11 protein-coding genes are annotated in these 12983 nt (G+C 63.2%); 6 read left to right on the top strand and 5 right to left on the bottom strand.

The window, feature by feature from the left end; genetic code table 11:
- Positions 1-16 precede the first annotated feature (16 nt).
- Complete coding sequence (locus MESCI_RS07250; RefSeq protein WP_013529307.1) at positions 17-1348, top strand: efflux RND transporter periplasmic adaptor subunit; 1332 nt, start codon at positions 17-19, stop codon at positions 1346-1348.
- On the top strand, positions 1345-4428 hold the full coding sequence (locus tag MESCI_RS07245; RefSeq protein ID WP_013529306.1) for an efflux RND transporter permease subunit: 3084 nt from the start codon (positions 1345-1347) through the stop codon (positions 4426-4428). The genes MESCI_RS07250 and MESCI_RS07245 overlap by 4 nt, the downstream gene beginning before the upstream one ends.
- A gap of 198 nt (positions 4429-4626) precedes the next feature.
- On the opposite strand, the gene MESCI_RS07240 is transcribed toward MESCI_RS07245, so the two are convergent.
- On the bottom strand, positions 4627-5082 hold the full coding sequence (locus tag MESCI_RS07240; RefSeq protein ID WP_013529305.1) for a L,D-transpeptidase: 456 nt from the start codon (positions 5080-5082) through the stop codon (positions 4627-4629).
- A 353-nt stretch (positions 5083-5435) separates the two neighbouring features.
- On the opposite strand from MESCI_RS07240, the gene MESCI_RS07235 reads away from it, so the two are divergent.
- Both MESCI_RS07235 and MESCI_RS32240 read left to right on the top strand, forming a co-directional pair.
- Positions 5436-5768, top strand: a complete 333-nt coding sequence (locus MESCI_RS07235; RefSeq protein ID WP_013529304.1) for a hypothetical protein — start codon at positions 5436-5438, stop codon at positions 5766-5768.
- 37 nt (positions 5769-5805) lie between these two features.
- Entirely contained in the window at positions 5806-5973 is a 168-nt protein-coding gene (locus tag MESCI_RS32240; RefSeq protein ID WP_013529303.1) for a hypothetical protein, read from the top strand.
- A gap of 72 nt (positions 5974-6045) precedes the next feature.
- Here MESCI_RS32240 and MESCI_RS07230 read toward each other — a convergent pair whose 3' ends face one another.
- Positions 6046-6747, bottom strand: a complete 702-nt coding sequence (locus MESCI_RS07230; RefSeq protein WP_013529302.1) for a response regulator transcription factor — start codon at positions 6745-6747, stop codon at positions 6046-6048.
- A 46-nt stretch (positions 6748-6793) separates the two neighbouring features.
- On the opposite strand from MESCI_RS07230, the gene MESCI_RS07225 reads away from it, so the two are divergent.
- On the top strand, positions 6794-7567 hold the full coding sequence (locus tag MESCI_RS07225; protein ID WP_174299078.1) for a response regulator: 774 nt from the start codon (positions 6794-6796) through the stop codon (positions 7565-7567).
- A gap of 67 nt (positions 7568-7634) precedes the next feature.
- On the top strand, positions 7635-9722 hold the full coding sequence (locus MESCI_RS07220) for an ATP-binding protein (RefSeq protein WP_164919861.1): 2088 nt from the start codon (positions 7635-7637) through the stop codon (positions 9720-9722).
- Between the two features lie 114 nt (positions 9723-9836).
- Here the strand turns inward: MESCI_RS07220 and MESCI_RS07215 are convergent, their stop codons facing one another.
- From MESCI_RS07215 to MESCI_RS07205, 3 genes are all read right to left on the bottom strand, one after another.
- A complete protein-coding gene (locus MESCI_RS07215) occupies positions 9837-10247 on the bottom strand; it encodes a hypothetical protein (protein ID WP_013529299.1) in 411 nt (136 codons plus the stop codon).
- 210 nt (positions 10248-10457) lie between these two features.
- Positions 10458-11768, bottom strand: a complete 1311-nt coding sequence (locus tag MESCI_RS07210) for a flavin monoamine oxidase family protein (protein ID WP_013529298.1) — start codon at positions 11766-11768, stop codon at positions 10458-10460.
- 98 nt (positions 11769-11866) lie between these two features.
- Positions 11867-12925 carry a dipeptidase gene (locus MESCI_RS07205; protein WP_013529297.1) on the bottom strand — a complete coding sequence of 353 codons (1059 nt, stop codon included), beginning with the start codon at positions 12923-12925 and terminating at the stop codon, positions 11867-11869.
- Positions 12926-12983 lie beyond the last annotated feature (58 nt).

The following is a 12983-nucleotide window of genomic DNA, read 5'->3' as shown; positions in this document are numbered from 1 at the left end:
GACTGAGGGGACTTCCTTGTTCAAGCGCATACTCCGTATCTTTATCATTGTTCTGGTTCTGGCCCTGCTCGTCGTCGTGGTCGGCGGCATCGTCGGCTTCAACTTCCTGCGCGACAACGGCATCAAGCAGTACTTCGCATCGATGAAGCCGCCGGCGGCAACCGTTTCGACGACCATCGCCAAGCCTTCGGCCTGGACGCCAGGCGTCGAGGCGATCGGCACGGTCAAGGCGGTGCGCGGTGTCGACCTGACGGTCGAGACTACCGGTATCGTCAAGGACATCCTTTTCCATGCCAACCAGAAGGTGGCGGACAATGCGGTTCTGCTGCAACTCGATGACGCCGTCGAGCGCGCCGACCTCGATGCACAGAAGGCGCAAGCCGCGCTAGACCAGACCTCACTTGCCCGCGCCATCGAACTGACCAGGCGTGGCGTTGGCTCCGACTCGACGCTGGACACGGCGCGTGCGGCGGCCTCGGCCTCGGCATCCCAAGTCACCAAACTGCAGGCCGTGCTCGACCAGAAGCAGCTGACGGCGCCTTTCGGCGGCACGGTGGGTATCCCGAAGATCGATGTCGGCCAGTATCTGGCGCCCGGCACCGCCGTGGTGACATTGCAGGACCTCGACACGATGCGGGTCGATTTCACGGTTCCCGAACAGCAACTCGCCTTGCTCAAGATCGGCCAGACGATTCGATTGGGCTTTGGCGGCGAGGACAGGCCATTCGCAGGCGCCATTCGTGGCATAGACCCGAAGATCGACTCGTCCAGCCGGCTGGTGAACATCCGGGCGGAAGTCGCCAATCCCGATGGCAAGCTGACCCCCGGCCAGTTCGTGCAGGTGCGTGTCGAACTGCCCGAAGAGCAGAACGTGCTGACCCTGCCGCAGACGGCGCTGACGACAAGTCTCTATGGCGACTACATCTTCGTGGTGCAGCCAGCCAAGCCCGCCGAGACAGCGCCAGCTGCCAAGCCGGAGGAAAAACCCGCTGCGCCGGCAGCCGACAAATCGGCTGACGCCAAGCCTGCGGACACCAAGCCGGCCGATGCCATGAAGCCGGCGGCTGATGCAGCCAAGCCTGCCGCCGATGCGGCAAAGCCAACTGACAAGGCTGCCGATGGGGCCAAGCCGGCGGCGGAAGGTGACAAGCCCGCGCTCGTGCTGTCGCAGGTGTTCGTCAAGCCCGGCCGCCGCAATCAAGGCATGGTCGAGATCGTCGAGGGGCTGAAGGCCGGCGACGAGGTCGTCACCGCCGGTCAGAACCGCCTCTTCAACGGCATGTCCGTCGTTGTGGACAACACCATCGACCCGACCAAATCGGCGAACAAGCAGGCCGACCAGCAATGAGCTTTTCAGATCTCTTCATTCGCCGGCCTGTTCTTTCGACGGTCCTTGCTTGCATGATCCTGCTCCTGGGTTTCCAGGGCATCTTCAACCTGTCGATCCGGCAGTATCCGAAGGTCGATGAAACGGCCATCACGATCACCACGGCCTATCCAGGCGCCAGCGCCGATCTGATCCAGGGCTTCATTTCCGCCCCGATCGCCCGCGCCGTCGCCTCGACCGAAAACATCGACTACGTCACCTCGTCCAGCCGCCCGTCCTCCAGCACCGTGACGGTGCAGATGAAGCTCGGCTCGAACCCCGACGTCGCGCTGACCGAAGTTCTGTCCAAGGTCCAGGGCGTGCGCGGCACTTTGCCGGACGCGTCGAAGGACCCTGTCATCGTCAAGGGCACCGGCCAGCAGTTCGCGATGATGTACATCTCGATGCAGAATCCGAACATGACGAAGGAGCAGCTGACGGAGTATATCGAGCGCGTCATCAGACCGCGCATGTCGACGGTCGAAGGCGTCGCCGACGTGCAGATCTTCGGCGCCCAGGAATACTCGATGCGCGTCTGGATCGATCCGGTCAAACTTGCAGCGCGCGGCGTGACCGCCTCCGAACTGCTGACGGCGATCAACAATTCCAACTTCCTGTCGGCGCCTGGCAACACCCAGAACGAGTATGTCGTTTCCTCGATCACCGTGCGCTCGACATTGCAGACGCCGGAGGCATTCGCCGAGCTGCCGCTGCGCTCGACCGACGGCAATGTGGTGCGGTTGCGCGACGTGGCTCGCGTCGAACTCGCCGCCGAGAACACCGATACCAGGGTCTCGTTCAACGGCAAGCCAGGCACCTTCCTCGCCATCTTCCCGACGCCGGCGGCCAATCCGCTGACCACGGCGGCTGCGCTCACCAAGCTGGTGCCGCAGATTCAGGAGACACTGCCGAAAGGCATGACGATCGAGGTCGTCTACGACGCGACCGGGCAGATCAGCGCCTCGATTGAAGAGGTGTTCAAGACCATCGGCGAGGCGGTTGCCATCGTCGTCGTCGTCATCCTTCTGTTCCTTGGCTCCTTCCGGTCGGTGATGATGCCGATCATCACCATCCCGTTGTCGCTGATCGGCGTCTGCTTCCTTTTGTTCGCGGTTGGCTACTCGATCAACCTTCTGTCGCTGCTGGCCATGGTGCTGGCGATCGGCCTGGTCGTCGACGACGCCATCGTGGTGGTGGAGAACATCCACCGTCACATGGAAGAAGATCACATGTCGCCGATGCAGGCTGCGTTCAGCGGTATGCGCGAAATCGCATCAGCCATCGTTGCCATGACCATGACGCTGGCCGCCGTGTTCGCACCGCTGGCATTTACCGGCGGCCTGACCGGCGCGCTGTTCCGTGAATTCGCGGTCACGCTCGCCGGCTCGGTGGTGCTGTCGGGTGTCATCGCCATCACCATCACCCCGATGATGTCGGCACGCCTCTTGAAGTCCGGCACGCCGGGCCGTTTCCAGCGCATTGTCGACGGCACCTTCGCGCGCGTCGAGCATGTCTATGAACGCGCCGTCACCGGATCGCTGAACTATCGCCCATTGACGCTGATCATCGTGCTTGCGCTTGTCGGCGTCACCGGCTTCATGTTCACCAAGACCTCGAGCGAACTTGCCCCGGAAGAGGACCAGGGCTTTCTGCTCTCGATTGTGACGGCGCCGCGTTATGCGACGTCCGATTACACCGAGACATACGTCAACCAGATCCTCGGCCTGGTGAAGGATATTCCCGAAACACGGGCGCAGTTCTCGGCCGTCGCCTTCGGCGGCACGACAAACAGCGCCTTCGTCGGCTATGCCTTCAAGGACTGGGCGGAACGCAAGCGCAATTCGAAGGAACTGCAGGCTGACATTACGGCCCGTATCGCCAAAGTGGCCGGTGTCGAGGCCTTCGTCTTCGCACCGCCGACGCTGCCGGGCTCCGGCGGCGGCCTGCCCATTTCCATGGTGGTGCGATCGACCGGCGCTTCCTCGGAAGTGTACGAGGTGGCCGAGCAGATCAAGAACAAGGCGCAGGCCTCCGGCCGCTTCATCGTCGTGCAGAATTCGATGGCTTATGACGCACCGGAGGTGACGGTGACCATCGACCGCGACCGCGCCGCCGCGCTGAACCTGCCGATCGCCGATATCGGCCGCACGCTGACCTTGCTGGTCGGCGGCGCCGAAGTGGCGCAGTTCGACCGCGATTCCAACAGCTACGACATCATCCCGCAGGTGCCGCAGGAGTTCCGCGACGACCCCGACAAGCTCGGCGAATATTTCGTACGCAGCGTGACCGGCGAGATGGTGCCGCTATCGGCGGTGGTCAAGATTTCGACCAATGCGGCGCCGGCGGCGATCGAGCAGTTCAACCAGCTGAATTCGTCGACGATTTCGGCGCTTCCGCTGCCCGGCGTCACCACCGGCGACGGGCTGAAGGCGCTGGAGGACATCGCCAAGGAGAGCCTGCCCGACACGTTCTTCATCGATTATTCCGGTCAATCGCGGCAGGAAAAGGAACAGGGCAACACCATCCTGATCGCTTTCGCGGCCGCAGTTGTCGTCATCTATCTGGTGCTGGCGGCGCAGTTTGAAAGCTTCCGTGACCCGCTGATCATCATGATGGCGGTGCCGTTGTCGATCTTCGGCGCGATCGTGCCGCTCAATCTGGGCCTCGGCACGCTCAACATCTACACGCAGGTCGGCCTGATCACACTGATCGGTCTGATAACCAAGCACGGCATCCTGCTGGTCGAGTTCGCCAACCAGCAGCGTGAAAAGCATGGCATGCGGCGGCGCGATGCCATCATCGCCTCGGCCAAGGTGCGCCTGCGGCCGATCCTGATGACGACGGCGGCGATGGCGCTCGGCGTTGTGCCGCTGATCACGTCCAGCGGCGCTGGTGCCGCGGCCCGCTATTCGATGGGCCTGGTCATCTTCACCGGCATCCTGGTCGGCACCATGTTCACGCTCTTCGTCGTGCCCATGTTCTACACCTTCATCGCCAGCAAGGACCTGCCTCATCTGGCGGAGAAGCCGGACCCCAAGCTGATGCCGGCACTGCCGAGCTAGGACGGTCTAGGGAGTCCCGCCCAGAAATGCGCGGGGCCAATCGATGGAAACAAAAGAAAAGAGGCCGGGAAATTCCCGGCCTCTTTTCTTTTTGGCTGGGCTCGATACCGCCGGTTTGAACTGTACGCAATACCGCAGCGTTTCCGGAGGGAGCTTTGAGGCGCGGCAGCATGCTGCCACGCCACCGTTTCCAGCCTGCTACTTGACGATGACGATGCTGGTGTTGGTCGCCCCGAAGGTTTCGACGAGCTGGTAGAAATCGGCGGCGTTGTCGGGGTGCAGCCGCACGCAGCCATGCGAAGCCGGCTGGCCGAGGCGCTTGATCGCATAGGTCGCGTGCACCGCATAGCCGCCGCTGAAGAAGACCGAGTGCGGCATCGGGGCGTTGTCGTATTTCTTCGAATACCACATTTCATGCATGCGGGTCGGCTTGAACGAGCCGGTCGGCGTCACATGGGCCCGGTCGCCGGTGGAGACTTTCCAGGCGAAGGTCGGCCGGCCGTCGACGGAGACTTCCATGATCTGCTGCGAAAGCGAAACGCGCGCCACGATCTTGTTGGCGGCATGCGCGGCGCCCGAGCCGAACAGCAGTGCGGCACCGGTCAGCGCGGCGGCGGCGATGTTGATGAGCTTGGCGGAAATGGCGGTATGCATGAAGAAAATCCCCTCTCTCTGCCGGTCCAGCCGGCTCCAATTCGATGGCTGCTTATCCCAACGTCATGTTTCGGAGAGATTTCGCAAAATGCTCATTTGTGTTTCGAATCTGTTTCCACTGGTTAACAAACGCCAACCCCATTAGAGCCGTCGGTGGCCCGCCAGCGAGACCCTAGCAAGACCCAGGTCAGGAACATGGGTATCCGTCGCTAAACGAAAGTGCGAATTAGCAGTATTCGAAAGGACCCCCGCAGATCTCGAAACCGAACTGCAACAAAGCGAGGTTTCAAGCGGCATGATCCGGATACGGGCCGCAAGCAAAGTTGACGCAACGAAAACAGCCGGTAACGAACATGGGAACGAAATCGAACGCGCTGTCCTGGCTTTTCAGGATCAGCATCGCGGCAGCGGTCATCTGCGGCGTCGGCACGGTTGCCGGCACCCCGCTGACAAGCCTCGGCGCGATGACTTCAGGCGAGATTTCGACCCTGCACGCCGCACTGTTTTTCGCCACGGTCTGGATTGTTTCCAGCCTGCGCATCGCCCGGCTAAAGGCCCTCTGGCGGGTCGGCCTTAGGCTGACGGGTTTGCGCGGCGCCTCCGGCAACTTGCTGCCGAGAGGACCGAAGGCCCGCGCCGAGACGGGGGGTTCCGTGGGCGGCGCGGGCGCTTCGGGGGTATCCTGAAGCGACCAGCAACAAACCATTTTGGGGAATTGGTACGATGAAAACGAAATTTGCCGCTTCGGTGCTTTCCGCACTGCTTTACGCCCAGGGCCTGCTCGGCTTTGCCGGCCTTGCCACCGTGCTGCTCAGGGACCGCGCCCACGCTGGCGAGCTGACCATGGGCAGTGACATGCCGGTGGGTCCATCGCTTCTGCTGGTACGCTGAGCGCCAAGACCATCGGGGCCGGAGATCGAAAATCCGATGCCCGAAACCAGAGACTGCGTCAGTGCCCGGCAATCAGTCCGCGAATTGCCGCGGCGGATCGAACCGGTAGCCGGCGCCGCGTATGGTGGTGATGGTTTCGGTGTCGAGTTTGCGGCGCAGCCGCACGATGCGCGAATCGATCGAGCGATCGAAGGCATCGGCGTTTTCGGCCGGCGCCGCGGCGATGATGTCGTCGCGCGTCAAAACCTTGCGCGGACTGGCCAGGAACAGCCTGAGCAGCGCCACCTGACCGGGCGAAAGCTGTTCCTCCGTGCCGGAGCGATGCATGACCATCGCCGATCTCAGATCGACGGTCGCGTTCTCCAGCACGATCAGTTCCTGGGTGCCCCTGCCGCGGCGCGAAAGCAGGCCGCCGACACGGGCGGCCAGTTCACGGACATTGAGCGGGCTCTCGACGACGTCGGCCGCACCAAGCTCCAGCGCCAGCACCTTGTCGACAAGATCGGCCGGGCGGCAGATCAGGATGAAATCCGGTCCGCCCTCACCGCCTCCTCCTTGGCCGCCATAACGTCTGAGCAGGTCCCGCCCCTCCGCCTGGCTGAGGCTGTCGCCGACGACGACGACGTCGATGCCCTTTCCCGACAGCAGAGATTCGGCTTCCCAGGGCTGGCGTGCCTGATGCACGTCATGGCCGCGCCGTTCAAGATGGTCGGCGAGTTCGGTCGCGACCACTTCGGCTACCGAAACGAGCGCAATGACGGATCGTGCGGCCATGTTTTCCAACCGTTCCCTGGCAACCCGGATATGAGTGCTGGACATGATGTTTATACCCAATCTACTTTCCACTGAAAGTGGGAGCGAAAGCATCGTGCGGGCAAGAATTGTCATCGTCGAGGATGAGCCCGACCTGAGGGACGCTGTCGCCGAATACCTTGGCGCCGCCGGATATGACGTGGCCACCGCTGAAAGTGCGGCCGCCGCGCGCAGCCTCGTTGAAACGCAGTCGTTTCATCTTGCCATTCTCGACATCGCCATGCCCGGCGAGGACGGCCTCTCGCTTGGCCGCTGGCTGCGTTCGAAACTGCCGATCGGCATCATCTATGCGACCGCGGCCGGCACCGCGCTCGACCGCATTGTCGGGCTGGAACTCGGTGCCGACGACTACATCGTCAAGCCTTACGAATTGCGCGAGGTGCTGGCCAGGGTGCGCAGCGTGTTGCGCCGGGTTCCCCAGCCCAAAGAGCTGCAGGACAAGAGGGCCGGGGCGGATCGCCGTTCCGTTGCCTTCGGCCCCTTCCAGGCCGATCTCGACGGCAGGCTGGTCACCGGCGCCAATGGCGTGGTGATCGACATGGCCAAGAGCGAGTTCGACGTGCTGGAGATTTTCCTCACCCGCGCCAACCGGCTGCTGACCCGCGCCGCTATCTCCGAGGCGATCGGTTTCACCGAAGATCCGGAATCGTCACGCGCGGTCGACATTCGCATCATGCGGCTGCGCAAAAAGATCGAGGCCGATCCCGCCAATCCGAAATTCCTGCGCACGGTGCGCGGCGAGGGCTATATCTTCTCGCTGCCGGCCGGCGACGGCAACTGAGCACCGGGCCAGAAGGATGTGGTTGCTCGCCGGTCGGATTGGCGCGACTCCGGAATGACAGCACAAGATGATCGCTGAAGCAGCAAGCACCCATATGCAAGGGTTCCGGCAGGGCGCGGCGATGGCGGCCGTGCGCGTCGTTCGCCGGCTGCGTGAGGCCGGCGACTGGCAGCGCGAGATGGACGGCATACTGGAAACGCTCTGCCGGGCCATGGATTGCCAGCGCGGCATCCTGTTTCGCTTGCGCGAACTGCCCGGCCAGGGCTTCGCCCAATCCGTCGCCGCCTACTGGATCGACCCTCTTTTCGGCGGCGAACTGGCATCACCGACCGTCATCATGCAATCGATCGTCAATTCCGACCCGCTGCTGGAGCGGCTTGCCGAGGACGAGAGGCAAGGCAAGATCTTCGCCGGTCATACGCGCGACCTCGAAGGCTTCCTGAGGACCGATTTCGAGAAGCAGAACATCAAATCGTTCCTCTCGGTCTCGGTCTTCGCGCACGGCCATCTCTGGGGCACGCTGGCGGTCAATGACTGCATCAACGAGCGTGCATGGACCGACGAGGAAGAGGCGACGCTGCACATCATCGCGCTGGCCATCGGCGACGCCATAGAGCGCTCGCCCTCCGACGCCCACGCCAGCGAGGTCATTCGCCGCACCATGCTGCAGGCCTCGCTCGACGCCATTGTCGTCATCGACGAGACCGGCTCGATCATCGAATTCAATCCGGCCGCCGAGAAGATGTTCGGCTTCCAGCGCAGCGACATCCTCGGCAAGGACCTGCTCGATACGATCGTGCCGATCTACTACCGCAAGGGCTATGCCTCAGGAGCCGAATACATGTCCGGCCGCGGCGCGCCGATGGTCGGCCAGCGGCTCGAGACGGTGACCCAGAATGCCGCCGGCGAAGTGTTCCCGATCGAGCTGACGGCCACCGAGATGCGGGTTGCCGACCGCCGCCTGATCTTCGGCTCCATCCGCGACCTGCGCGACAAATTGCGCGCCGAGGAGGAAATCGGCCGGCAACGCGAGAAGCTGCACCAGAACGAGAAGATGGCGGCGATGGGTTCGTTGCTGGCCGGTGTGTCGCACGAGCTCAACAACCCGCTGGCCGTGGTTGTGGCGCAATCGACGCTGCTGCACGAATTCGCCTCCGATCCGCAAACCAAGGTGCGCGCCGAAAAGGTCCGCGCGGCCGCCGAGCGCTGCGGCCGCATCGTCAAGAGCTTCCTGTCGATGGTCCGCCTCCATCCCGCGGCACAAGCCGAGACCGACCTCAACCAGGTGATCCGGGCGGCACTTGAAGTGACCGCCTATGGCGCGCGCTCAAGCGGCATCATCATCGACACCGATTTCGCCGCAGGCCCGCTGCTGGCCATGGCCGACGCCGACCATGTGACGCAGGTGGCGGCCAATTTCCTCATCAACAGCCAGCACGCTTTGGCTGGCATTGCCGGCGACCGGCTGATCAAGGTGCGGACGTTCCGCAGCGACCGGGATCATCCCTGCTTCTCGGTCGAGGACAATGGGCCCGGCGTGCCGGAAGCGATCCGCGGCCGCATCTTCGAATCCTATTTCACCACCAAGCCGGTCGGCGTCGGCACCGGCATCGGCCTGTCGATCTCGAAATCGATCATCGAGCGGCACAATGGCAATGTCTGGTTCGAGGAAGTGCTCCCGAGAGGCGCGCGTTTCGTCGTCCAGCTGCCGGCCATCGTGGCCGGCCTCGCCACCGCCGGCGACAACCAGCCGCGATCGAGCGGCCTGCGCCATGCCTTGATCATCGACGACGAGCCGGATGTCGCCGGGTCACTCTCCGACATCCTCGAACTGATGGGCATCAAGTCGCGGATCGTGCCGGTCTGGGAATCGGCCGCCGCCACCTTGAGCGGCCACATGCCGCCGGACATCGTTTTTTCGGACCTGCGCATGCCCGGCGTCAGCGGCATATCGATCTATCGTGAGCTGCTCGCCGAAAAGCCCGATTTGGCGCGGCGTTTCGTGCTGGTCACCGGAGACCTGATCGGTGCCAAAGCCGAAATCGAAGCCTTGCCGGCGCACCAGCGACCGCAGATTCTGGAAAAGCCGTTCAGCACGCTGGATGTGCGCAGCGTGCTCTCCGCCATCGCCGAACAGGCGGCCTTGAAAGGATAAAAAAAGAGGCTCCCGGGGGCGGGAGCCAAAAGGAGCGCACTGGAGGGCGCTCGGGGAGGTCAGAGCATGATCCACAAAACGGGAACGGTTTTCGGGACCATGCTTCGACGGAAATCAGAAAATATTCGGCGTGCCGGTCAACGGCGCGGCATTGGCGATCATGCGGATCGCCCGGCTTTTGTGTGTTCCGGACTGTTCGGCGATGGCGCGCAGGCAATCCATGCTCTCGGCACCCCAGGCCTGGCCCTTGCAGGCGAAGTCGGTCAACGGCACCGGCAGACGCGCGGTCCTGGTCGTCGTCTGCGCGCCGTCGATGAGATTGGCCGGCGGATTCAACGAAGCGAAGGCCGGCCCGATTGTCGGCGTGAACGCCATGCCGACGAAGGCGCAAGCAGCCAGCACCATGAACATCGCCATGGGGTGGTCGCTGGCCCGCTGGCGCAGCGCCAGTTTCGGACGGCGGTCATTGCGCTCTGGAGCCTGAAGGCGGCTCTCGCCGCGGATCGTCTGGATTTTTGCATGCATTACCTTCCCCTTCGCTGAGTTTCTTTTGGCGGTGAAATGAACTTATCCGCGCTTTGTAACGGTGATGGGGTGGCGAAGGATTGGCACTGTAACGAATTCGAAACAGCATTTCGGGCGAAGTCGGGCAAAATCGGGCATGGCTTCGACGGCGCCGAGGCTCGAGGCGCAACTTGACCGATCTTACCGAACAGTCTTTCGAAAAGATCAGGCTCAGCCCGGAGCTTGAAGCTCGGCAATGATCTTGTGCGCGGCGATGCGCCCGGCAATGATGGCGCCCTCGACATACCCCGGAAACGATGGCGAGAGTTCTGAAGAGGCGAGATACACCGGCGGTGCGCCGGCAAGGATCGTTCGCTCGGCGTCTGTCGCTGTAACATCGACAATAAGATCGCTGTACGCGCCGCCGCTCCAGCGATCTCCTGTCCAGTCACGCAAACTGAAATCGATGACGTCACCGGCATCCGGACCAAGGGCTGCCTCCAGCCGGCCGGTCACCTCCGCACGCAGTTCCGCCTCGCCGAGGTCGCGCCAACGCAGCGCGAGCGAGCCGCCGGCGAACACGACGAGCGCCGCATGCTCCGCATCCTTGCCGGCGTCGCAGGCAAACAGCCCCGGCGGCTCGAGCCACATCACCATGCCGCTCAAATGCCGCGCCCGCCAAAACGGTTTGGCATAGCGCACCAGGATCTTGATAGCCGCGCCGCTTTCCCAGGCGCCGAGCGCCCGCCCCAGTCCGGCCGGCAAAGCGGGGGCAAAGGCGAGCTCCGTCACCGTCGCCGGCGGGACGGCCAGCAGAACCGTGCGCGCCTCGACGGCACCCCCGGCCGAAACGACAAGAACACCTGGCGAACTGTGCTCGATGCGCGTGACCGGCTCGCTTAGCCGCAACCGATCGCCAAGGTCGCGGGCCAGATCGTCGGCCAGCGAATGCATGGTTTCGCGCACAGAATATTGCAGTTCCGTCACCTCGTTGGTGACCCGCCGGTCATTGTCGATCAAATACCAGAGAGGAATCTGGTCCAGCGCCATGCACCAGAGACCTTCGATCATCGAACGGAAAGCCATCCTTGCATCGGCCGAATCGTGCTGGCAGGCAAGCCAGTCGGCGACGGTCAGTCCGGCAATCGAGGCATCGTCCGGATCGATCCCGTTCATGCGCTCGCGGATCGCCATCGCGGCATGATAGGTCCGCTCAGCTCGTTGTGCGGACATCGTCGGCTGGGTGATGAAGTCGCCATCGACATAGGTTTCAACCAGCGTCTTGCCGCGCGCCTCGACCATGGCCATCAATTCCGGCATGTCCTCGCACAGGAACTGGCCACCACTATCGATGCGTTCGCCAAGTCCGTTCAATCGGGACTCGACGCGTCCGCCGACGCGGTCGCGTGCTTCGAGCAGGATGAAATCGATGCCGGCCTTCTTCATCTCAAGCGCCGCCGACAGGCCGGTGAAACCCGCACCGACGATGACGACATCGGCTCGCTCGAATTCGCCGCCCTCATCCGTGAAGGTCTTCAGCATTGCCGGCTATCCACCCAATCGTATCCGGCTTCCACCGACGAACTATGTCCTTGTCGACATATGCCGGCGGGCCGAACACACCATGCCGCAGGCTGTCTCTAACCTATCGTTTTCTCGAGCATATTGAGCCAGTTGCGATAGGCGATTTTTTCGATCAGCGCGCGGCCGAAACCGCGTGCCGCCAATGCATCGATCAGCTTCGGCAGGCCGGCGACATCGCCGATGACGGCCGGGATCATGGCGCCGTCGAAATCGGAGCCAAGACCAACGCCATCCTCACCCAGCGCCTGCAGCAGCGAATCGATATGGCGCACCATGATATCGAGGCTGGTGTCGGCATTCATGCGACCGTCCTCGCGCAGGAAGCCGGTTGCGAAGTTCAGCCCGACCATGCCGCCGGTTTCGCGGATCGCGCCGAGCTGCCAGTCGGTCAAGTTACGCGAATGGCCGCAGATCGCGTGCACGTTGGAATGGGTCGCCACCAGCGGCGCATCGCTGAGTGCGGCGACATCGCGAAAGCCCTTCTCGTTGAGATGCGACAGGTCGATCATGATCTTCAACTGGTTGCAGGCCTTGACCAGCGCCTTGCCGGCATCGGTCAGGCCAGGGCCGGTGTCGGGCGAAGACGGGAAGCGGAACGGCACGCCGTGGCCAAAGGCGTTCGGACGGCTCCAGACGATGCCGAGCGAGCGCAGGCCGGCTTCATGCAGCACGTCGAGCATGGTGAGCTCGGGATCGATCGCCTCGACCCCTTCGATGTGGAACACCGCGGCGATCGACCCTTGCGCCATGGCATTGCGCACATCGCCGGCGCTGCGGCAGACGGTGAGCGCTCCGGCCCGTTCCAGCCTGAACAGGATCGAGGCCATCGCGATGGTCGAGGTCAGCGCCTCATTGCGGGGAACCTCGGGCGGCAGCGGTTCGGCGGCGCCCGGCGCCAGGGGCACGGCGCCGCGCCTGGATTTCTCGACAGGCGGCGGAAAGATGGCGAACATGCCCCCGGCGAAGCCGCCGGCTTTCGCGCGTGGCAGGTCGATATGGCCGCCCGATTTCCCCTCGATGAACAGTTTTTCGACGTCCGTGTCTTTCGACTGATGGAGCCTGAGCAACGTATCGTTGTGGCCGTCGAAGACGGGAACGAGATCGGTTTCGGTCATTGGGGGATCATTCGGTTCGTTTGTCGGCGCGGCTAAGATATATCCTATCTACTTAGGC

It is taken from the genome of Mesorhizobium ciceri biovar biserrulae WSM1271 (genome assembly GCF_000185905.1).
GTDB lineage: Bacteria > Pseudomonadota > Alphaproteobacteria > Rhizobiales > Rhizobiaceae > Mesorhizobium > Mesorhizobium ciceri.
This window is presented reverse-complemented; position numbering and strand designations above follow the sequence as displayed.